We start from the raw sequence: 20,528 nt of genomic DNA on the forward strand, positions 1-20,528 counted from the left end.
TCGGCCATGGTCGAATCGCGGGGGGCCATGCTATCGCTAGTGGCATGGCCCATCCCGAACCCAACATAGGCCCTGATCGGCCCGTTATCCGACAACTCGACGAAGCCGCGGTGAACCGTATCGCGGCGGGCGAGGTCGTCGAACGCCCGGCCTCGGCGGTCAAGGAACTGGTCGAGAACGCGCTCGACGCCGGCGCGCGGCGGATCGAGGTTGCCATCGCCTGCGGCGGCAAGACGCTGATCCGCGTCACCGATGACGGCTGCGGCATGTCCGAGGATGATCTGCCGCTGGCGCTGATGCGCCACGCGACGTCCAAGATCGACGGCACCGACCTTCTTGCGATCCACACCTTCGGTTTCCGGGGCGAGGCGCTGCCTTCGCTGGGCGCCGTGGGGCGGTTGTCGATCACCTCGCGGGTCGACGGCGGAACCGGCGCGCGGCTGTCGGTTTCGGGCGGTATGGCCGAGCCGGTGCGCCCCGCCGCGCTGAACTGCGGCACCGTGGTCGAGCTGCGCGATCTCTTCTACGCCACGCCCGCGCGGCTGAAGTTCCTGCGCAGCGACCGGGCCGAGGCGCAGGCCACCGCCGACGTGATCAAGCGTCTGGCCATGGCTGAACCCTTCGTCGGCTTTACCCTGCGCGATGTCAGCGATGGTGGCGAGGGCCGCACCGTGTTCCGCGCCGAGCCCGAGACAGGCGATCTGTTCGACGCGCTGGCCGGGCGGCTGGGCCGGATCATGGGGCGCGACTTCATCGACAACGCGCTTCGCATCGAGGCCGAGCGCGAGGGGATCGGGCTGTCGGGCTATGCCGCGCTGCCGACCTATTCGCGCGGATCTGCGGTGGCGCAATACCTGTTCGTCAACGGCCGGCCGGTGCGGGACAAGCTGCTGGTGGGGGCCCTGCGCGGCGCCTATGCCGACGTGCTGTCGCGCGATCGCCACCCGGCGGCCGCGCTGTTTCTGGAATGCGCGCCGGACAAGGTCGACGTCAACGTCCACCCCGCCAAGGCCGAGGTGCGGTTCCGCGACCCCGGCCTGCCGCGCGGACTGATCGTGTCGGCGCTGCGCCATGCCCTGGCCGAGGCCGGGCACCGCGCCTCTTCGACCGTGGCGGGGGCGACGCTGGGAGCGTTCCGCCCGGAACCTTCGGCCACGCAACCCGGCGCGCCGGCCCGGGTCTATCAGATGGACCGCCCCTCGGCCGCGAGCCTCGGCCGGGCCTATGCCGCACAGGCGCCGCAGCCTGCGCAGTCCGGTTGGTCCGACACGGCACCGGGCTTTGCCGAGATGACGCCCTCGGCCCGCTTCGACGCCCCCGAAGAGGCCCCGCAAGCGGCCGATGCGGGCCCTGCGCCGTCGGATCGCCCCCTCGGGGCCGCGCGGGCGCAGGTGCATGAAAACTACATCATTGCCCAAACCGGCGACGGCATGGTCATCGTCGACCAGCACGCGGCGCACGAACGGCTGGTCTACGAAAAGCTCAAGCGCCAGCGCGACGAGAACGGCGTCGCCCGGCAGGCCCTGCTGATCCCCGAGATCGTCGAGATGTCGCCCGCCGATTCTGCCCGGCTGATGGAGGTCGCGGACGAGCTTCAGGCGATGGGTCTTGTCATCGAACCCTTCGGCGGCGGCGCCATCGCGGTGCAGGAGACGCCCGCGATCCTGGGCCATGTCGATGCCCGCGCGATGGTCGCCGACATTCTGGACGAGCTCGACGATCAGGGCGAGACCACGACGCTGGGCGCGCGGGTCGATGCGGTGCTGTCGCGCATGGCCTGCCATGGCTCGGTCCGGTCGGGACGCTGGATGCGGCCCGAGGAGATGAACGCGCTCCTGCGTGAGATGGAGGCGACGCCGCGCTCGGGCCAGTGCAACCACGGGCGGCCGACCTATGTCGAACTGAAGCTCGCCGATATCGAACGTCTCTTCGGCCGCACATGATCGATCTTGGCGGGCGGACCTACGCGCTTACCGATCCCCTCGTGATTGCCGGCTGTCTTGCCACGGCGGTGGCCGTCCTGCTGGTCTGGCTGCTGGCGGCGTCCTTGCGCCGGGCACAGGCGACGGCGGATCTGATCGAGCCGCTGGCACGGCAGATGGGCGGGGTCACCCAGCGGGTGCAGGCGCTGTCGGACGGGCAGCAGCAGTTGACCGGGGGCCTGACCCGCGTGGCCGAGCAGCAGGCCGCATCGCAGACCCAGATGCTGCAGCTGATGGAGACCCGCCTTGCCGACGTCAGCACCAAGATGAGCGAAAGCCTGACCGGATCGGCCAGCCGCACCGCCAAGTCGCTGGGCGAGCTGCAGCAGCGGCTGGAAACCATCGACCGCGCGCAGGAGAAGATCGAGAAGCTGTCGGGCAACGTGCTGAGCCTGCAGGACATCCTGTCGAACAAGCAGACACGCGGCGCCTTCGGTGAAATCCAGCTGCACGACATCGTGGGCAAGGCGCTGCCGGCGGACAGCTTCACCTGGCAGGCGACGCTGTCAAACGGGCGGCGGGCGGACTGCCTGATCCACCTGCCGCAGCCGCCGGGGCCCATCGTGATCGATTCGAAGTTCCCGCTGGAGGCCTATGAATGGCTGCGCCGGGCGGAAACCGATGCCGACCGGCGCGAGGCGCAGCGGTCGCTGCGCGCCTCGCTGCGCAACCATATCCGTGCGATTTCCGAAAGGTACATCCTCGAGGGCGAGACCGCCGAGGGGGCGATCCTGTTCCTGCCGTCCGAGGCTGTCTATGCCGAGGTCCACGCCAATTTCCCCGACGTGGTGCGGGAAGGCTTCGCGGCCCGCGTCTGGATCGTGTCGCCCACCACCTGCATGGCGACGCTGACGACGATGCGCGCGATCCTCAAGGACGCGCGGATGCGCGAACAGGCCGGCGCCATCCGGCGCGAACTGTCTCTGCTGCACGGCGATGTCGACCGGCTGGGCACGCGGGTCGAAAACCTCGACCGCCATTTCGGGCAGGCGGCACGCGACGTGGCCGAGATCCGCATTTCGGCCGAAAAGGCCGGGCGCCGCGCCAAGCGGCTGGATAACTTCGACTTTGAAGAAATCGCGCCCGAGGCCGAGCTGCCTCTGGTCCGCCGCACCGACTAGCCGCCGCCGGGCAGCCGCGCCTTCGGAAGGGGGCGCATCGCCCCCCCTCGGCGCAGCCTGTCAGACCCCGAAGAAGGGCTGCGCCAACCGGGGCAGGAGGCCCCTGAACCGCAACCGTCCCTCCGTCACGGCCAGGCAGATGCAGGGGGCGCCGGGTTCTGCAATCGGCGTGTGCTGCATCGTCTCGTCCGCGATTTCCACGTCGCCGCGTGCGAACCGGGCGTCGCCGTCGCGGAACGCGCCGCTCAGGACCAGCGTCAGCTCGGTCCCGCGGTGGCCGTGATCGGGAAGCTCCGACCCGCCGCGGATGCGGAACAACCGCGCGCTGCCCTCCGGCGCGTCGATCAGCAGGAGGCTTTCCACCCCAGGGCCCATGTTGCGCCAGCGCAGGCTGTCGACCTCGCCCCCGGCATAGTCGCGCAGCGGCGCGGGCAGCACGCCGCCGCACCGGGGCGGAGGTGCGGCAGGCGAGGGCCGCTCGTCCAGTCCGGCAAGCGCACGGTCCAGCGCGCCCCGGGCCAGCGGCGCTGGCGGCGTGGCGTCCAGGACGGCGCCGCCCACGGCATCCAGCGCCTCGGCCCGGGCGCGGCAGGCATCGCACAGCGACAGGTGGGTGGCGACGGCCAGCGAAAAACCTTCGGACAGCTCGCCCGCGCAATAGCGGGCCAGAAGGTCGTCGGTCAGGTGATGGGTGATTGTATCGGTCATGGAACGGCTCAGGTCATGGCATGGCGCAGACGATCCAGCGCCAGCCTGATGCGGGATTTTATGGTGCCGAGCGGCAGGCCGGTTTCGACGGCGATCTGGGAATGCGACAGCTCGCCGTAATAGGCCCGCTCGATCAGGCTGCGTTGCGCGTCGGGCAGGGCGGCGATCGCGGCGGCAAGCCCCCGGGCCTCTTGCTGAAAGGCGACGACATCGGCCTGGTCCGGCTCGGCCTCGGGGCCCCAGGCCAGGTCCTCGGGCTCGGGCCGCCGTTCCTTGCGCAGCGCGTCGATACGGCGATTGCGCGCGATGGTGAAGATCCATGTGGCCAGGCTGGCGCGCGCGGGATCGAAGAGATGCGCCTTTTGCCAGAGCGTCGCCATCACCTCCTGCATGCAGTCCTCGGCCTGCGCCTCGGACGCGCCCGAGCGGATCAGGAACCCTTTCACCCGCGGCGCGAAGTGGCGGAAGACGCGGGCAAAGGCCGCCCGGTCGCGCGCGGTGCGGATCCGCTCCATCGCGGCGGTCCAGTCGGGGTCTTCGGGGGATCGTGGCGGTCCAGCGGGGGGCTGCGCTGTCGGCATGATCGGCAGTCTCTCCCTTGGGGGCTCTCGAAGGCGCGCGTGCGGCCCCCCGCGGCGCCGCGCAAACCGCGCGTTCGCCATGTCGCGGTCCGGCCGGTCGGCTGAGGGGGCGATATCCTGAATCATGTCCCCTCTACGCGGCGAGGAAAAGGTCGGATCACCGACACGTGCGGTCGAGCCCTGATTTTCCGCCACCGGCGCCCTAGGTCCATTGTGATCCGGATCCCCGGCGGGCCCGTAAGCGTGCCAGAAGTCAAACGAGTGAGACGAGAATGCCTTTCGAGAAATCCGGCCCCGGGCCGAAGCGGATCGCCGTGGTGGGCGGCGGGATCTCCGGCCTCGGCGCCGCGCATGCGCTGTCGCGCACGCACGCGGTCACGCTTTACGAGGCCGAGCCGCGACTGGGCGGGCATGCCCGCACCGTGATGGCGGGGCGCAACGGCGATCAGCCCGTCGATACCGGTTTCATCGTCTTCAACCGCGCGACCTATCCCAACATGGTCAAGCTGTTCGAGGATCTGGGCGTGCCGATCGCGGACAGCGACATGAGCTTCGGCGCCTCGATCCGGGGGGGGCGGCTGGAATACGGGCTGCGCAACCTTGCTGCCGTCTTTTGCCAGCGCCGCAATGCCGCCGACCCTCGGTTCCTGCGGATGCTGCGCGACATCCTGCGCTTCAACAAGCGGGCCGAGGCTACGGCGACGCCCGGCATGACCATCGGCCACCTGCTGGACCGGCTGGGCACCGGTGCGTGGTTTCGCGACTACTACCTGCTGCCACTGTCGGGGGCGATCTGGTCGACGCCCACGTCCGGCATCCTCGACTTTCCGGCCGAGGCGCTTTTGCGGTTCTTCCGCAACCATGCGCTGTTGCACCACAGCGGTCAGCACCAGTGGTACACGGTGCGCGGCGGATCGGTGGAATATGTCCGGCGGCTGGAGGCGGCGCTGCTGCGCCGGGGGGCCGAGCTGCGCAAGGGCACGCCCGTGGGCGGTATCCGGCGTCTTTCGGACGGCGGCGTGGTGATCGAGACCGCCGCCGCGGGGCCAGAGCTGTTCGACGAGGTCGTGCTGGCCACCCATTCCGACGATTCCCTGCGCCTGTTGTCGGACCCGGACGAGGAAGAGAAACGTCTTCTGGGGGCGGTGCGGTATCAGCCCAACCGGGCGGTGCTGCATGCCGACACCGGGGTCATGCCGAAGCGGCGCGGGGCGTGGTCATCCTGGGTCTATTCCGAACCCGACAGCGGCCCCTGCGACCGGATCGACCTGACCTACTGGATGAACTCCCTCCAGCCGATCCCGAAGGACGATCCGCTTTTCGTCACGCTGAACGGATGCCACCCGGTGCGCGACGAGCTGATCCATGACGAGGTCGAATTCCGCCATCCGGTCTACGACCACGCCGCGCTGGCCGCGCAGGAGGGCGTGCGCGCCCGCAACGGCGCGCGAAGCACGTGGTTCTGCGGCGCCTGGATGCGCAACGGGTTCCATGAGGACGGCCTTGCCTCGGGGCTCGAGGTGGCCGGGGCGCTGGCCGCGCGGGATCCCGCGCCTATCGCTGCCGCGTGACACCGCAGGCCCATATCGTCGAACATGTTCCGGCCGAGACCTGGCACGGGCGGCACGGATCCGTGCGCAACGGGTTTCGGTATGGCATCGACTACATCTGCATCGATCCCGAGGTGCCGGCAGAGATCCTTACGGCACCGACGCTCTTTACCCGCAACCGCCCCGGGGTGTGGAGCCTGCGCGACCGCGACCATGGTGGCGCGCCGGGGCGGGGGCGGGGGGCACCCTGGGTGCGCGAGGCGCTGGCGCAGGCCGGGCTGGACGTGGTGACAGACGGGCGGCTCCTGCTGCTCGCGCAGCCCCGGGTGCTTGGGCATGTCTTCAACCCGGTCAGCTTCTGGTTGGCGCATGACGCGGAAGGGCGGCTGCGGGTGGTTTTGGCCGAGGTCAGCAACACGTTCGGCGACCGCCACTCCTACCTTTGTCATCGCGACGATCTGGCCCCACTCGGTACGGGCGACGAGGTGGAGGCGCGCAAGGTGTTTCACGTGTCGCCCTTCCAGCCCGTGTCGGGCCGCTACCGGTTCCGCTTCGACATCGCCGCGGATCGCATCGACATCCGCATCGCCTATCGCAGCGATGCGGGGGGCGAGGGGCTGGTGGCCACGCTTTCGGGCCCGCGCCGCCCCCTGACGACCCGCGCGATTCTGGCGTCGTCGTTGCGCCGGCCCTTCGGCAGCCGCCGGGTTCTGACGCTGATCCACTGGCAGGCGCTGCGGCTGTGGCGGCGCGGCGCGGGATACCGGCAACGCCCCAAGCCCCCAGACCGCGAGGTCAGCCGCTAGAACATGCCGCTTCGGACGGAACCTCGGCCGGAGCAGAACGCTTTTATATCGACGGCCCAGCAACCGCCACGGCCCAGTCGCGATGCCTGATCCAGCCCGGTCAGGACTTTTGCCATTCGACCGGTTTTGGAGTTTTCCCCATGGCGTCGTTCATCATGCTGCTGATCGGCGCAGCCCTTGTCGGTGGCCTGGTCTGGGTGCGTGGCCGGTTCATGTCCTTTGGCGCGCAGTCCCCCGACGAGTACGAGGGGTTGGGCCCCGAGTTCGATTTGCCCACCTACCTAAACGGCCCGATGGTCTGCGAAGGCGTGATCTACGGGCCGACTGGGCGCGTCGCCTCGCGTTTCACGGTCGAGATGGAGGGAATCTGGTCGGGCACCTCGGGCCGCCTGGTCGAAACATTCCATTACGACAGTGGCGCGGTCCAAAACCGCGAATGGAAGCTCGAGTTGGGCGAGAACGGGGAGTTCGAGGCGAGGGGCGAGGATATACTGGGCACCGGGCGTGGCCAGCAATGCGGCCCGACGGTCAGGCTGGCCTATCGCATACGCCTGCCCGATGATGCGGGCGGGCATGTTCTGGACACCGTCGACTGGATGTATCTTCTGGAAAACGGATCGATCATGAACCGCAGCCAGTTTCGCAAGTACGGCTTCAAGGTCGCCGAGCTTGTCGCAACCATGCGCAGAAAGGACGTGGCATGACAGCACCGCAGGATGACGACGCCCCCAACTGGACCGGACGGCGCTACTGGATAATCGGCGCCTCGCAGGGGCTTGGCAGCGCCCTGGCACGGAAATTGTCGGCCGTCGGCTGCGACCTGGTGCTGAGCGCCAGGAACGAGGAGGCGCTGCGCGGACTTGCCGCTGCCCTGCCGCGCCGCGCCGACGTGGTGCCGCTGGACGTGACCGACAGCGCGGCGGTGACCCGCGCGGCAGAGGAGATAGGCGATATCGACGGCGTGGTCTTCATGGCCGGCGCCTATTGGCCGATGAAGGCGACCGACTGGAATGCCGAACAGGTCACCACGATGTGCGACGTCAACCTGACCGGCGCGGCGCGTGTCATGGGCGCGGTCGTGCCGGGGATGGTCGCGCGCCGTCGTGGGCACATCGTCCTGACGGGGTCGCTTGCCGGGCATCGGGGCCTGCCGGGCGCCATCGGCTATGGTGCCTCCAAGGCCGGAGTGATGCACCTGGCAGAAACCATGCACGCAGATCTGCGCGGCAGCGGCGTGCGGGTGCAGCTGGTGAACCCCGGGTTCGTCCGCACCCGGCTGACCGACAAGAACGACTTTGAGATGCCGTTCATCATGGAGCCCGACCGCGCCGCCTCGGAAATCTTCGAACACATGACCACCGGGTCGTTCCAGCGCAATTTCCCCGTGGGGTTTGCCCTGATGTTCCGTCTTGCCCGCCTTCTGCCCGATTTCCTGTATTACCGCCTGTTCTAGGGGCAGGCGCAGCCGTCCCGCGCGTCGGGGGTTTGCCCCACGGCGCGGATCTGTAGGGTCGGCCCGTTCAGATCCCTCACGAGGCCCCGCATGATTTCCGTCGACCCAGACCGTTTCCTTGCCGATCTGCACCGGCTGCAAAGCTTCGGTGCCGCAAATCCCGGGCTGGGGTCGGGCAAGGGCGTCGTGCGTCCCGCCTACAGCGACCCCGACATCGCGGCGCGCCGCTGGCTGGCCGGCCGGATGGAGGAGGCGGGGCTCGCCCCTTGGTTCGACCCGGTGGGCAACCTCTTCGGTCTTGCCGACGCGGAGCGGGGAATGCTTCTGGGATCGCACAGCGACACCCAGCCCGAGGGCGGCTGGCTTGACGGGGCGCTGGGCGTGATCGCGGGGCTCGAGATCGCGCGCGCGGCCCGCGCGGCGGGGCGGCAGGACCTGTCGGTCGTGTCGTTCCAAGACGAAGAGGGGCGGTTCGGCGTCACCACCGGCAGTGCCATCTGGTCGGGCCAGCTTCCGCTGAACGAGGCCGACTCGCTGACCTCGCCGGACGGGGAAAGCTTTGCCGCCGCGCGGCAGAGGATGGCCGACCTGGCAGGCGACTGGATCGCGCCCGGCCGCTTTGCCGGTTTCCTCGAGATGCACATCGAACAGGGGCCGTGGCTGGACCGGGCGGGCGAGGCCGTGGGCGTGGTCGAGGCCATCGTCGGCATCCGCGACATGACGATTACCTTCAAGGGCCAGCAGAACCACGCCGGCACTACCCCGATGGCGGGTCGCCGCGACGCGTTCCAGGCGCTCGCGGCCTTCAACGCGGCGATTGCCGAACGCTTTGCCAACGTGGTCACGCCGCAGACGGTCTGGACCATCGGCCATGTCGCGCTTCATCCCGGCGCGCATTCGGTGGTGCCGGGGCGTGCGGCGTTCTCGATGCAGTGGCGCGACAGCGATACCGACAGGCTGGCCCGGATGGAGCGGATCATCCGCGACACGGCGGACGAGATTGCCCGGGCCCGCGGCATGACGGTCGACCTGGGGCGTATGCTGGGGCTCGACCCCGTGGCGATGGCCCCGGGGATCGTCGAGGCCTGCGCCGCCGCCGCCGAGGAGGCGGTGCCCGGGCGCTGGCGGCGAATGCCCTCGGGCGCCCTGCACGACGCCACAAATGCCGCGCGTCACATGCCGGTCGGCATGCTCTTCGTGCCGTCGAAGGGGGGGATCAGCCACGACTTTGCCGAGGATACCGACGAGGCCGACCTAGTGCGCGGCCTGCAGGTGATGGCGGCGGCGGTGGATCGCCTGGGGCCCGGGCCGCTCTGACACCCGGGCCGCGCCGGGCCCCAGCCGTGCGGGGGCGGAACGCAACCCGTGGCCGCGCCGTTGCCGAGGCAGGTGCCGCCACAGGGGGAAACACATGGGCCAGGGCGAACTCGCGGACATCCTGATTTCGTCGCAGGGGCGGCTTTACAGCGAAGACATGGGCGCCAACATTGCCCGCGACGTGCCGCAGCAATGGTTTCACTGGCTGGTGGGCGCGTTGCTGATGTCGGCCCGCATCTCGGCTGCCCAGGCGGTCAAGGCCGCGGCGGCGCTGAAGCGGCATGACCTGCACAAGATCGACGGCATTCTGGCCAGCACGCGCGCGAGCCGCATCCGCGTGCTGAACCGGAACGGCTATGCCCGCTTCGACAACCAAGGCGCCGATTACCTGCACGACGCCGCCCGATTGGTGCGCGACCGCTGGTCCGGTGACCTGCGCCACCTGCGGGACGAAGCCGAGACGCCCCAAGACCTGTTGCAAGGGGTGCAGGCGGTGAAGGGGATCGGTGCGACGGGCGCGGGTATCTTCGCGCGCGAGGCGCAGATGGTCTGGCCCGACCTTCACCCCTTTGCCACGGGTCCCGCGCTGACGGCGGCGCGCGATCTGGGGCTGCCCGACGATGCGAAAGGGCTGGCCCGGCTGGCCGGCGGGCCGGAACGGATGGCCCGGCTGGTAGCGGGCCTGACGCGCGCCGCGCTGGACGGCCCATCCGATGCCGTGGCGCAGGCGCGGGGCTGAAATGCGGGCCTTGGGGCGCCGGGTCTGGGGCATGATATTGAATAGCGGCGCCGCGAGGCACAGCATCGCGGCCGATCTCAAAAAGGGGAAGAGGTATGAAAGGCACGATTCTGTCCGGGGTTCTGGCGATGACGGCACTGCCCGTGTCCGCCGCCGATCTGGCGATGATCGTCGGCAACGGCGACTATAGCGGCGACCGCGCGCTTTCGAGTGGGGAGCTTCCCCTGCGCGCGGTCTCGGACCTTGAGGACGCCGGCGTGCGGGTGCTTCAGGCGCGCAACGCCAGCAGTTCGGCCCTGCGCGATCTGGCAGAGCGGTTCGAGGAGGCCGCCGACGACGGCGAGGGGCTGGTCGTCGTGCTGTCGGGCCGGTTCCTGTCCACCGGGCAGGATACCTATTTCCTTCCGGTCGACCGCAGCCCCGATCTGGCCGCGGGCGCGGCCGGCGCGCTGGAGCTGTCACGCCGCGCGCTGCCCGTCTCCGCCCTGCTGCCCATCCTGGGCGAGGCGGACGGCCCGGCGCTTCTGGTGCTGGCGACCGAGCGCGGCGACCGGGGTACCCTGTCCGACGGCGCCGCCTACCTGACGCGCGGGCTGGGACAACTGCCCGAGGATTCGGGCGTGACGATCGTCACCGGCACGCCCGTTGCGGTCGCCGGGCTGGTCACCGGGCTGACCGACAGCGGCCAAAGCATCGCGTCGATGGTGCGCGGCACGCCCGAACTGACCGCAGTGGGTGAGCCGCCGCGGCGGCAGCCCTTCCTCGACACGGGGGGCTCGTCCGCGGGCGAAGACGACCGGCTGTGGGAGGTCGTGCGCGAACTCGACACTGTCGCCGCGATCGAGCTTTACCTGTCGCGCTATCCCTCCGGCCAGCATGCGGGCGAGGCGCGCGACCGCCTGGCCTATCTTTCCGACCCCGCCCGGCAGGCCGAGGCGACCGAGTCCGCGCTGGGTCTTTCCGGCGATCAGCGGCGCGAGATCCAGCGCAACCTGTCCCTGCTGGGCTACAACACTCGCGGGATCGACGGCATCTTCGGCCCGGGCACCCGCAGTGCCATCGGCCGGTTCCAGGAAGAGAACGGGTTCACCCGCTCGACCTACCTGACGCGCGACCAGATCCTGCGGCTGGACGACCGTGCCGCCGTCCGCGCCGCCGAGATCGAGCGTGAGGATGCCGAGAGGCGCCGGCAGCGAGAGGCGCAGGACAATGCCTTTTGGCAGGACACCGGCGAGGGGCGCGACGAGACCGCGCTGCGCCAGTACCTCGACCGTTACCCCGACGGCCTGCACTCGGAAACGGCGCGCGACCGTCTGGCCGCCATCGAGGCGCGCAACCGCGCGCAGGCGGACGAGGCCGAAAACGCCCATTGGGCCCGCGCCCGGAGCGAGGACGATGTCGAAGGCTATCGCCGCTACCTGGAGCAGCATCCTAACGGCCGATTCGAGGAAACCGCCCGCGCCCGGATCGAGGAGCTGCGCCAGCAAGGCGGGCAGGAGAACCGCGCCGCGGCCGCCGAAGAGCAGGCCCTGGGGCTGAACGCCGTCACCCGGCGGCTGATCGAACAGCGGCTTGAGGGCCTGGGCCGCAATCCCGGGGCAGTGGATGGAGAGTTCACGGACGAGACCCGCCGCGCGCTGCGGCAGTACCAGTCCGATTCGGGGCTGCCCACTTCGGGCTACCTGAACGAACCCACGGTGGTGCGGCTGCTGGCCGACAGCGTGCGGTCGCTTCTGGACTAGGCTTCGGTCGGGGGAAACCGGGCGCGGCATCGCTGTCGCGCCCGGGGCATGCCACGTGAAACAATCCGCCGAGCTTCGCGGGCCGTGCAACGGGCCGGTGGCCCCCAGACAGGCGGGGCGAACGGGACGCTGTCGCGGGGCGCTAAGGCACGGCGGTCCAGCGACCCGCGGCTGGCCCATGTGCCGGTCCAGCAGGCTTCGGGCACGCAAGACTCCAGCACAAGAAAAACCCCGCAGCGCCGGCTGCGGGGTTTTTCTGTATTCCGATGTGCCGTCCGGTGAAGGACGGCTGCGCGTTCAGCCCTGGCGAGCTTTGAACTTGCGCTGCGTCTTGTTGATCACATAGACGCGGCCCTTGCGCCGAACGACCCGACAATCGCGATGGCGGTTCTTCAGCGAACGGAGCGAGTTGCGGACTTTCATTATGTCCTCTCCTCATGTCGCGGCGCCGTCGCGCCTTGGGTTTCCGTCTGAGGCCAGATCTGGCCCCGCTCAAATAATGGTGGGCGGTACTGGGATCGAACCAGTGGCCACTACGATGTCAACGTAGTGCTCTACCGCTGAGCTAACCGCCCACAGCAATCCCGGTCAGGGGATCGCAGAAACGAACGCGACGCGGAAAGCTCCGCGCCGGTCCGATGTCCTATAAAGGCACCTGCGACCGGGTTCAAGGCCTTTTGGCAATCCGGAATTTCCCCCTATATTCCCGAGAAGGAGGTCATTTCATGGTGGACGCCCCCTTTCGTCTGACGATGCCGGCGGCGCGGACCACCAGCGTGGTCTTCGCCTCACCGCATTCCGGCCGGGATTACCCCCGGCGATTCCGTCTGGCATCGGAGCTGGATGCCGCCGTCCTGCGGTCGTCCGAAGATGCCTATGTCGACGATCTTTTCGCCCCTGCACCCGGATCCGGCGCGCCGCTGATCGCGGCAACCCTGCCGCGCGCCTACGTGGATCTGAACCGGGCGGCGGACGAACTGGACCCCGCGCTGATCGAGGGCGTGCGCCGCAGCCTGCATAATCCACGCATCGCCTCGGGCCTTGGGGTGATTCCTCGGGTGGTGGCGAACGGGCGTGCGATCTATCGCGGCAAACTGCCCTTCGCCGAGGCCGAGGCGCGCCTGTCCGAGGTCTGGCGCCCCTATCACGCGGCCTTGCGGGGGCTTCTGGCCGAATCGCACGCGCAGTTCGGTGAGGCGATCCTGATCGACTGCCATTCCATGCCGCACGAGGCGCTGGAGGCCGCGACCGCCCGCGGCCCCGCGCCCGAGATCGTCCTGGGCGACCGATTCGGCTCGGCCGCGGGCGGGGAGGTCGTCGAGCGGATCGAACGCGCCTTCCTGCGCGCCGACCTTCGGGTGGTGCGCAACGCCCCTTTCGCTGGCGCCTATGTCACCCAGCACTATGGTCGCCCGGCCCGACGCCAGCACGCCGTCCAGATCGAGATCGACCGGTCGCTTTACATGGACGAGCAGCGCATCGCGCCCCACGCGGGGTTCGAGGCCTTCCGCGCCCGGCTGGGCGCCGTGGTGGCCGAGATCGCGCAGATCGGATCCTTCGACATGCCGCTGGCGGCCGAATAGCCCTAGCGCAGGGCGCGGCCCTTCACGATCGCCTCGGGGCCGAAGCGGGCGCGAATCGCGTCATAGGCGCGTTCAGCCTGCGCCCGCTGCGCCGCCTGCGGATCCAGCAGGTCGGCCGAGCGGTCGGCCACAGCCGCGGACACCAGGTCCGACAGCCCGACCCCGATCAGCCGGAAGGGCCCGGGGTCGGCGACCTGATCGAAAAGCCCGCGCGCCGTGCGATAAAGCCGGTCCGCCATCTGCGTGGGGTCATGCAGGCTGACCCGGCGGGTCAGGCTGCGGTGATCGGCGCGCTTGAGCTTCAGCGTCACGACGCGGCCCGCCATGTCCTTGGCCTTGGCGCGGTCGGCGACCTTTTCCGCCAGCCGCCAGATGTGTCCGTCCAGCAGGTCCGGGTCGGCCGTATCCTCGCCAAATGTGGTTTCGTTCGAGATGCTCTTGACCGGGGCATGGGCCGACACGCGGCGGCGATCCTCGCCCCGCGCCAAGTGCCACAGGCGGTCGCCCATGCCCCCGAAGCGCGAGATCAGGTCGCGGTGATCCCAGCGGCGCAGGTCGGCGAAACTGCGGATGCCCGCGGCTTCAAGCCCCGTGCGCGTCACCTCGCCCACGCCCCAGATCATCGACACGGGCTTGTCGCGCAGGAACTCCATGGTCTCGGCCTGCCCGATCACGGAAAATCCGCGAGGCTTGTCGAGATCCGAGGCGATCTTGGCCAGGAACTTGTTGTGCGACAGCCCGATCGAGCCGGTGATCCCCAGCTCGTCCTGCATCCGCTTGACCAGCCCGGCCAGCATCACCGCGGGCGGCGCACCGTGCAGCCGGGCGGTGCCGGTCAGGTCGATGAAGGCCTCGTCCAGCGACAGGGGTTCGATGACCGGGGTCAGGTCCTCCATCATCGCGCGGACGGCGCGCGAAACTTCGGCATAGACCGGAAAGCGCGGCTTGACGATCACCGCCTCGGGGCAGAGCCTGAGCGCCTGAAACATCGGCATGGCCGAGCGCACGCCCCGGATCCGCGCGATGTAGCAGGCGGTGGTCACGACCCCCCGGCGCCCGCCGCCGACGATCACGGGCTTGTCGCGCAGGCTCGGGTCGTCGCGTTTCTCGACGCTGGCATAGAAGGCATCGCAATCCATATGCGCGATCGACAGGGTTTCGAGTTCGGGGTGCGCCAGCACGCGCGGACTGCGGCACGCCGGACATCGGCGACCGGCGTCGAAACGCGTCAGGCAATCGCGGCAAAGTGCAGACATCGCGGCACCGAAATGGCTGGGGGCAGGGCCCCATATATAGAGCGAAAGGGCCGGGTTTGACCAGCGATCACCGAGCGCCCGGCATGACCGACGCCGCGTTTCGCGGCGCGAAGATCGCCATTCTGACAGGGGCGCATGTGGTTGCGCTGTTGCGCGATGACCGCCCGGACATCCTTTATCCCGGCCTGTGGGACCTGCCCGGCGGCGGGCGCGAGGGCGATGAGACGCCGCTCGCCTGCGTGTTGCGCGAAACCCGGGAGGAGACCGGCCTGCGGCTCGATCCCGCGCGGATCTTCTGGCGGCGGCTGTGTCCGGGGCCGAATTGGTTCTTCGCCGCGGATCTACCCGTGCTCGACCCCGGGGCGCTGCGGCTGGGGGGCGAGGGGCAGGACCTGACGCTCATGCCCATCGCGGAGTTCATCGACCATCCAGGCGCGATTGCCCATCTGCGCAGGCGCCTGCGCGCGTGTCTGCCTGAACGGCCCGGGGATGTGTCGGTCTGAAGGGGCGCTGAAGCCAAGCGCACGCGGCGCTTGGAGGGGCCGGTTGGCCGGATCAGGCGCCGCGGATCTCGCCCAGGATCGCCCGAGCGGCGCCGGCGGGGTCGGGGGCCTGCCAGACGGGGCGGCCCACGACGATATGGTCGGCGCCGTCGCGGATTGCCTGCGCGGGAGTGGCGATGCGTTTCTGGTCGCCCGCATCCGCCCCCGCGGGCCGGACCCCGGGGGTGACGATCAGCCGCCCCTCGGCCTGCGGCAATGCGCGGATCGCCGCCGCCTCTTGCGGCGAGGCGATGACGCCATGCGCGCCCGCTTCGAACGCCGCCGCCGCGCGGTCGACGACAAGGTCCGGGATCGCGCCGTCGCGGATCAGCGCGGCGTCCAGATCGGTCCGGTCGAGCGATGTCAGGATGGTGACGGCAAGGATCTTCGTCTGCGACCCCGCGGCGCCTTCGCAGGCGGCGCGCACGACATTGGGGTCGCCGTGGACGGTCAGGAAATCAAGGTCGAACTGCGCAATCCCGCGCACCGCGGCTTCGACCGTCGCGCCGATATCGAAAAGCTTCATGTCCAGGAAAATGCGTTTGCCGCGCTCTGTCTTCAGCTCGTTCGCCAGCGCCAGTCCGCCGCCGGTAAGCATTCCCAGGCCGATCTTGTAGAACGACACCGCGTCCCCCAGTCGATCGGCAAGGTCCAGCCCAGCCACCGCGTTCGGCACGTCCAGCGCCACGATCAGACGGTCATCCTGCATCAATTCCCTCTCCTGCCCTCTTGGCTTTGCCTACCTCCCCTGTGTAGGGCAGAGCGAGACCCCCGAACGCAAGTGCGAAAGTTCGCGGGCGGGACAACTGTTATGAAGAAGGGAGAGCGGGATGGCGGAATTTGATCCCTCCGGCCGGAAGAAGAAACAGGGCTCGTTCATTGTTCAGCTGGCCGTGTGCGCGGTGGGTGTGGTTCTTCTGATCGCGCTTGTCTTCGCGTTCCAGGGCGAAGAGCCGACCACGGCGGAAGACGATGTCGAAGGTGTCGCGGCCGACAGGCCCGCAGGTGCCGGCACGGCGCCCGAGGCCCCTGCCGATCCGCTGGTCGACGGTGCCGACACAGAGGACGCTGGCGAAGCCGAGGGCCTGGCCGCCGAGCCGATGGAAGGCGCGGGCAACGACGGCGCAGCGCAGGACACGGATGGCGCTGCTGGCGAAACTCCGGATGAAGGCGCCGCTGCCGAGGATGCCGAAGGCGATGACGCTGCAGGCGAAGAGGCTGCGACCGACGACGCCGAAGGCGCCGAAGCCGCAACCGACGGCGGCGTGACCGAAGACGCTGTGACCGAAGACGGCGCGACCGAAGATGGTGCGGCCGAAGTCGTTGCCCCCGTCGAGGATGCGGACACCGCGACCGAGGGTGATACGGCGACCGACGCTGCCCCGGCCGAGGCGCAGGAGGATGCCGCCGCCGAAGAGGATGCCGACATCGTCGCCCCCACTGGCGAGGCTGCGGCCGGCCCCGATGAGACCGTTGCGGATGACGCATCCGACGAGGCCGCGCAGACCGAAGAGGGCGAAAGCGGCGGATCGGCCGAGCCCGAGATTGTTGCGGATCCCGATGACGGCGGCGAAGGCTCCGAGCCCGATGGCGGCGCCGAGCCCTTTGTTCCGACCGAGTCGGGGCCCGAAGGCAGCGACGACGATCCGCTGACCTCGCAGTAAGAGTGCTCTCGGCCCCGCCGGGGCCGACCGGAAAAACAAAAGGCCGGCCTTCGGGGGCGGCCTTTTCGTTTGTTCGGGCGAATACTCGGGGCCCGCTGCCCTCGGGGCGCTGCGATCAGGCGACGCGTTCTTCGTGCATCGGGCCTTCATGCACCGGACGCGGCGCGAGGTTGCGGCGCGCGGCCGGAAGACGGCGGGCCAGGACGGCCGCGTCCTTCGTCAGGCGTTCACGCAGCGAGGCGCCTCCGCTCGTCGGCACGTTGGTCCGGATACGCACCATGCGGGTCGGCTGACCCTGAGCAACCTTGGCCACGAACGTCACGGTCGCCTCGATGCGGCCGAAATCGCGGTCATGCGACACGTTGCTGATGCTGCTGTCGAAAATGATCATCACATTTCTCCACTCGGTGAAGGCGGGCACTGTCTTCTTGGCGTCAAAACGCATGTGTTGTGGATAAGTTTCATATTCCGTTGATGATCAGGAAAACTTGAACGGGGCGAATGCTGTGACCATATGACAACAGCAAGGCCCCGTGGGCGGATGTGCTGGCAGTCAGGCACCGCGAGGGGCGCTTCTGGAAGGAGACGACTATGAACTTGGAGAAGTTCACCGAGCGTGCGCGCGGGTTCATTCAGGCCGCGCAGACGATCGCAAACCGGGAAAGCCATCAGAGGCTGGTTCCCGAACATCTGCTTAAGGCATTGATGGATGACGAGCAGGGGCTTGCCGCCAACCTGATCCGCCGCGCGGGCGGGGCGCCCGACCGCGTGGTCGAGGCGCTGGACCTTGCCATGGGCAAGCTGCCCAAGGTTTCGGGCGATGCGGGACAGGTCTATCTGGACCCTGCCACCGTCAAGGTGCTGGACCAGGCCGAACAGGTCGCCAAGAAGGCCGGCGACAGTTTCGTGCCGGTGGAACGGATCCTGACCGCTCTGGCCCTTACGAAATCCAAGGCCAAAGACGCGCTGGACGCCGGTGCCGTCAACGCGCAGGCGCTGAACGCGGCGATCAACGATATCCGCAAGGGCCGCACTGCCGACACGGCCAGTGCCGAGGACGGGTATGAGGCGCTGAAGAAATACGCGCGCGATCTGACCGAGGCGGCGCGCGAGGGAAAGATCGACCCCATCGTCGGCCGCGATGACGAGATCCGGCGCACGATGCAGGTCCTGTCGCGGCGGACCAAGAACAACCCGGTGCTGATCGGCGAACCCGGCGTCGGCAAGACCGCCATCGCCGAAGGCCTAGCCCTGCGGATCGTCAACGGCGACGTGCCCGAATCCTTGCGCGACAAGCGTCTGCTGGCGCTCGACATGGGCGCGCTGATCGCGGGCGCGAAGTACCGGGGCGAGTTCGAGGAGCGGCTTAAGGCGGTCCTGTCCGAGGTCACGAATGCCGCGGGCGAGATCGTGCTCTTCATCGACGAGATGCATACCCTTGTGGGTGCCGGCAAGACCGATGGCGCGATGGACGCCTCGAACCTCCTTAAACCCGCGCTCGCGCGCGGGGAGCTGCACTGCGTCGGCGCCACCACGCTCGACGAGTACCGCAAGTATGTCGAGAAGGACGCCGCACTGGCCCGGCGGTTCCAGCCGCTGATGGTCAGCGAACCGACGGTCGAGGACACGATCAGCATCCTGCGCGGCATCAAGGAGAAGTACGAGCTTCACCACGGCGTGCGGATCTCGGACTCGGCGCTTGTCGCCGCGGCGCAGCTGTCGAACCGCTACATCACCGACCGGTTCCTGCCCGACAAGGCGATCGACCTGATGGACGAAGCGGCCAGCCGCCTGCGCATGGCAGTGGACAGCAAGCCCGAGGAGCTCGATGCGCTGGACCGCGACATCCTGCAAAAGCAGATCGAGGCCGAGGCGCTGCGCAAGGAGGATGACCAGGCCTCGAAGGATCGGCTGGAGCGGATCGAGAAGGAGCTGTCCGAGCTTCAGGAGCGGTCGGACGCCATGACTGCCAAGTGGCAGGCCGAACGTGACCGGCTGAATTCCGGCCGCGACCTGAAGGAGCAGCTGGACCGCGCCCGCGCGGAGCTTGAGATCGCCAAGCGCGAGGGCAACCTGGCGAAGGCGGGCGAGCTGTCCTACGGCGTGATCCCGGGGCTGGAAAAGCAGCTGGCCGAAAGCGACGGCGAGGACGGCGACGTCATGGTCGAAGAGGCCGTCCGCCCCGAGCAGATCGCGGGCGTGGTGGAGCGCTGGACCGGCATCCCCATGTCCAAGATGCTGGAAGGCGAGCGTGAAAAGCTGCTGCGCATGGAGGATGGTCTGCACAAGCGGGTCATCGGCCAGAACGCGGCGGTGACGGCGGTGGCCAATTCGGTCCGGCGCGCGCGTGCGGGCCTGAACGACGAGAACCGCCCGCTGGGCTCGTTCCTGTTCCTCGGGCCCACGGGGGTCGGCAAGACCGAGCTGACGAAAGCCGTGGCCGAATTCCTCTTCGATGATGACAACGCCATGGTGCGCATCGACATGAGCGAGTTCATGGAGAAGCACGCGGTGGCCCGCCTGATCGGCGCGCCTCCGGGCTATGTCGGGTACGAAGAGGGCGGCGTCCTGACCGAAGCCGTGCGGCGGCGGCCCTACCAGGTCGTGCTGTTCGACGAGGTCGAGAAGGCGCACCCGGATGTCTTCAACGTCCTGCTGCAGGTTCTGGACGACGGTGTCCTGACCGACGGGCAGGGGCGGCGCGTCGACTTCAAGCAGACGCTGATCGTGCTAACCTCGAACCTCGGAAGCCAGGCGCTCAGCCAGCTGCCCGAGAACGGGGACGCCGCAGCGGCCAAGCGCGACGTGATGGATGCGGTGCGGGCTCACTTCCGCCCCGAGTTCCTGAACCGTCTGGACGAGATCGTGGTGTTCGACCGGCTGGGCCGGCAGGACATGGGCGGGATCGTCGAGATCCAGCTGCGGCGGCTCGAACGGAGGCTCGCGGCGCGGAAGATCACGCTCGACCTCGACGACGGGGCGCGCCAGTGGCTTGCGAACGAAGGCTATGACCCGGTGTTCGGGGCACGTCCGCTCAAGCGCGTGATCCAGCGCAGCCTGCAGGACCCGCTGGCCGAGATGATCCTGGCCGGCGACGTGGCCGACGGGGATACCCTGCCGGTCAGTGCCGGGGCCGATGGGCTGATCGTGGGCGACCGGCTGTCCGAGTCGCAGCGGCCGAAGCCGCAGGATGCGGTGATTCACTGACCGCCATATGGTGCGAGACAGAAAAAGGGCGCCCTCGGGCGCCCTTTTTGCGTTCCGCACGCCGAATCCGAGTCGCCCGAGTCGGGTTTTTCGGGGGCACAGCCCCATGATTCAGGCGGGCCAGGTGCAGCGGGCCCGAGGGGCGTTCAGGGGGCTTTGCAAAAGTTAGTTTCGACACCTGCGTCCCGTGCGCAAATATTGCGTGATTACAGCCGCTTCGCGAAAAAATCGGGCGTTGGGAAGAAAACGTCATCTTTCTGCAAAAAACCACTTGCGG

Annotated in this window: 19 protein-coding genes and 1 tRNA gene; 13 read left to right on the plus strand and 7 right to left on the minus strand. The window is 68.9% G+C overall.

What is annotated here, in order from left to right; genetic code table 11:
• The first annotated feature begins 44 nt into the window (after positions 1-44).
• Together mutL and EKE94_RS12145 are read left to right on the plus strand one after the other, a co-directional pair.
• On the plus strand, positions 45-1,943 hold the full coding sequence (gene mutL, locus EKE94_RS12140; RefSeq protein ID WP_127906853.1) for a DNA mismatch repair endonuclease MutL: 1,899 nt from the start codon (positions 45-47) through the stop codon (positions 1,941-1,943).
• On the plus strand, positions 1,940-3,103 hold the full coding sequence (locus EKE94_RS12145; RefSeq protein ID WP_127906854.1) for a DNA recombination protein RmuC: 1,164 nt from the start codon (positions 1,940-1,942) through the stop codon (positions 3,101-3,103). Before mutL ends, EKE94_RS12145 begins: the two co-directional genes overlap by 4 nt.
• Before the next feature lie 60 nt (positions 3,104-3,163).
• Here EKE94_RS12145 and EKE94_RS12150 read toward each other — a convergent pair whose 3' ends face one another.
• On the minus strand, positions 3,164-3,811 hold the full coding sequence (locus EKE94_RS12150; RefSeq protein WP_127906855.1) for a ChrR family anti-sigma-E factor: 648 nt from the start codon (positions 3,809-3,811) through the stop codon (positions 3,164-3,166).
• 8 nt (positions 3,812-3,819) lie between these two features.
• Positions 3,820-4,392: a sigma-70 family RNA polymerase sigma factor gene (locus EKE94_RS12155; RefSeq protein WP_407940907.1), complete on the minus strand. Its 573-nt coding sequence runs from the start codon at positions 4,390-4,392 to the stop codon at positions 3,820-3,822.
• A 272-nt stretch (positions 4,393-4,664) separates the two neighbouring features.
• Here EKE94_RS12155 and EKE94_RS12160 point away from each other — a divergent pair, with 272 nt between their 5' ends.
• The 7 genes from EKE94_RS12160 (at position 4,665) to EKE94_RS12190 (ending at position 11,999) form a co-directional block, all read left to right on the plus strand.
• Positions 4,665-5,963: an NAD(P)/FAD-dependent oxidoreductase gene (locus EKE94_RS12160; RefSeq protein ID WP_127906856.1), complete on the plus strand. Its 1,299-nt coding sequence runs from the start codon at positions 4,665-4,667 to the stop codon at positions 5,961-5,963.
• Positions 5,960-6,748: a DUF1365 domain-containing protein gene (locus tag EKE94_RS12165; RefSeq protein WP_235856002.1), complete on the plus strand. Its 789-nt coding sequence runs from the start codon at positions 5,960-5,962 to the stop codon at positions 6,746-6,748. The genes EKE94_RS12160 and EKE94_RS12165 overlap by 4 nt, the downstream gene beginning before the upstream one ends.
• 140 nt (positions 6,749-6,888) lie before the next feature.
• Positions 6,889-7,452 (plus strand): DUF3833 family protein, encoded by a 564-nt coding sequence (locus EKE94_RS12170; RefSeq protein WP_127906857.1) that lies wholly within the window; start codon positions 6,889-6,891, stop codon positions 7,450-7,452.
• Positions 7,449-8,201, plus strand: coding sequence for an SDR family NAD(P)-dependent oxidoreductase (locus tag EKE94_RS12175; protein WP_127906858.1), 753 nt, complete (start codon positions 7,449-7,451; stop codon positions 8,199-8,201). The genes EKE94_RS12170 and EKE94_RS12175 overlap by 4 nt, the downstream gene beginning before the upstream one ends.
• Before the next feature lie 90 nt (positions 8,202-8,291).
• Complete coding sequence (locus EKE94_RS12180) at positions 8,292-9,518, plus strand: hydantoinase/carbamoylase family amidase (protein WP_127906859.1); 1,227 nt, start codon at positions 8,292-8,294, stop codon at positions 9,516-9,518.
• A 94-nt stretch (positions 9,519-9,612) separates the two neighbouring features.
• Positions 9,613-10,257: a hypothetical protein gene (locus tag EKE94_RS12185; RefSeq protein WP_127906860.1), complete on the plus strand. Its 645-nt coding sequence runs from the start codon at positions 9,613-9,615 to the stop codon at positions 10,255-10,257.
• A gap of 95 nt (positions 10,258-10,352) precedes the next feature.
• On the plus strand, positions 10,353-11,999 hold the full coding sequence (locus EKE94_RS12190; RefSeq protein ID WP_127906861.1) for a peptidoglycan-binding domain-containing protein: 1,647 nt from the start codon (positions 10,353-10,355) through the stop codon (positions 11,997-11,999).
• A 297-nt stretch (positions 12,000-12,296) separates the two neighbouring features.
• Here EKE94_RS12190 and ykgO read toward each other — a convergent pair whose 3' ends face one another.
• Together ykgO and EKE94_RS12200 are read right to left on the minus strand one after the other, a co-directional pair.
• Positions 12,297-12,422 (minus strand): type B 50S ribosomal protein L36, encoded by a 126-nt coding sequence (gene ykgO, locus EKE94_RS12195; RefSeq protein WP_068338904.1) that lies wholly within the window; start codon positions 12,420-12,422, stop codon positions 12,297-12,299.
• A 77-nt stretch (positions 12,423-12,499) separates the two neighbouring features.
• Positions 12,500-12,574, minus strand: a tRNA-Val gene (locus EKE94_RS12200).
• Between the two features lie 150 nt (positions 12,575-12,724).
• Between EKE94_RS12200 and EKE94_RS12205 the strand changes: the two genes are divergently transcribed.
• Entirely contained in the window at positions 12,725-13,582 is an 858-nt protein-coding gene (locus tag EKE94_RS12205) for an N-formylglutamate amidohydrolase (protein WP_127906862.1), read from the plus strand.
• 2 nt (positions 13,583-13,584) lie between these two features.
• Here EKE94_RS12205 and EKE94_RS12210 read toward each other — a convergent pair whose 3' ends face one another.
• Positions 13,585-14,838: a DNA polymerase IV gene (locus EKE94_RS12210; RefSeq protein WP_127906863.1), complete on the minus strand. Its 1,254-nt coding sequence runs from the start codon at positions 14,836-14,838 to the stop codon at positions 13,585-13,587.
• A gap of 83 nt (positions 14,839-14,921) precedes the next feature.
• On the opposite strand from EKE94_RS12210, the gene EKE94_RS12215 reads away from it, so the two are divergent.
• The gene (locus tag EKE94_RS12215) at positions 14,922-15,341 is read left to right on the plus strand and encodes an NUDIX domain-containing protein (RefSeq protein ID WP_127906924.1); all 420 of its coding nucleotides are present in this window, start codon (positions 14,922-14,924) and stop codon (positions 15,339-15,341) included.
• A 52-nt stretch (positions 15,342-15,393) separates the two neighbouring features.
• On the opposite strand, the gene pyrF is transcribed toward EKE94_RS12215, so the two are convergent.
• Positions 15,394-16,089: an orotidine-5'-phosphate decarboxylase gene (gene pyrF / locus EKE94_RS12220; protein ID WP_127906864.1), complete on the minus strand. Its 696-nt coding sequence runs from the start codon at positions 16,087-16,089 to the stop codon at positions 15,394-15,396.
• 121 nt (positions 16,090-16,210) lie between these two features.
• Between pyrF and EKE94_RS12225 the strand changes: the two genes are divergently transcribed.
• Positions 16,211-17,044 (plus strand): hypothetical protein, encoded by an 834-nt coding sequence (locus EKE94_RS12225; RefSeq protein WP_127906865.1) that lies wholly within the window; start codon positions 16,211-16,213, stop codon positions 17,042-17,044.
• Between the two features lie 115 nt (positions 17,045-17,159).
• Here EKE94_RS12225 and EKE94_RS12230 read toward each other — a convergent pair whose 3' ends face one another.
• Positions 17,160-17,435 carry a hypothetical protein gene (locus EKE94_RS12230; RefSeq protein WP_127906866.1) on the minus strand — a complete coding sequence of 92 codons (276 nt, stop codon included), beginning with the start codon at positions 17,433-17,435 and terminating at the stop codon, positions 17,160-17,162.
• A gap of 200 nt (positions 17,436-17,635) precedes the next feature.
• Here EKE94_RS12230 and clpB point away from each other — a divergent pair, with 200 nt between their 5' ends.
• Positions 17,636-20,251: an ATP-dependent chaperone ClpB gene (clpB, locus tag EKE94_RS12235; protein WP_127906867.1), complete on the plus strand. Its 2,616-nt coding sequence runs from the start codon at positions 17,636-17,638 to the stop codon at positions 20,249-20,251.
• The last annotated feature ends 277 nt before the right edge of the window (positions 20,252-20,528 follow it).

This window comes from Mesobaculum littorinae (assembly GCF_004011175.1).
Lineage (GTDB): Bacteria > Pseudomonadota > Alphaproteobacteria > Rhodobacterales > Rhodobacteraceae > Tranquillimonas > Tranquillimonas littorinae.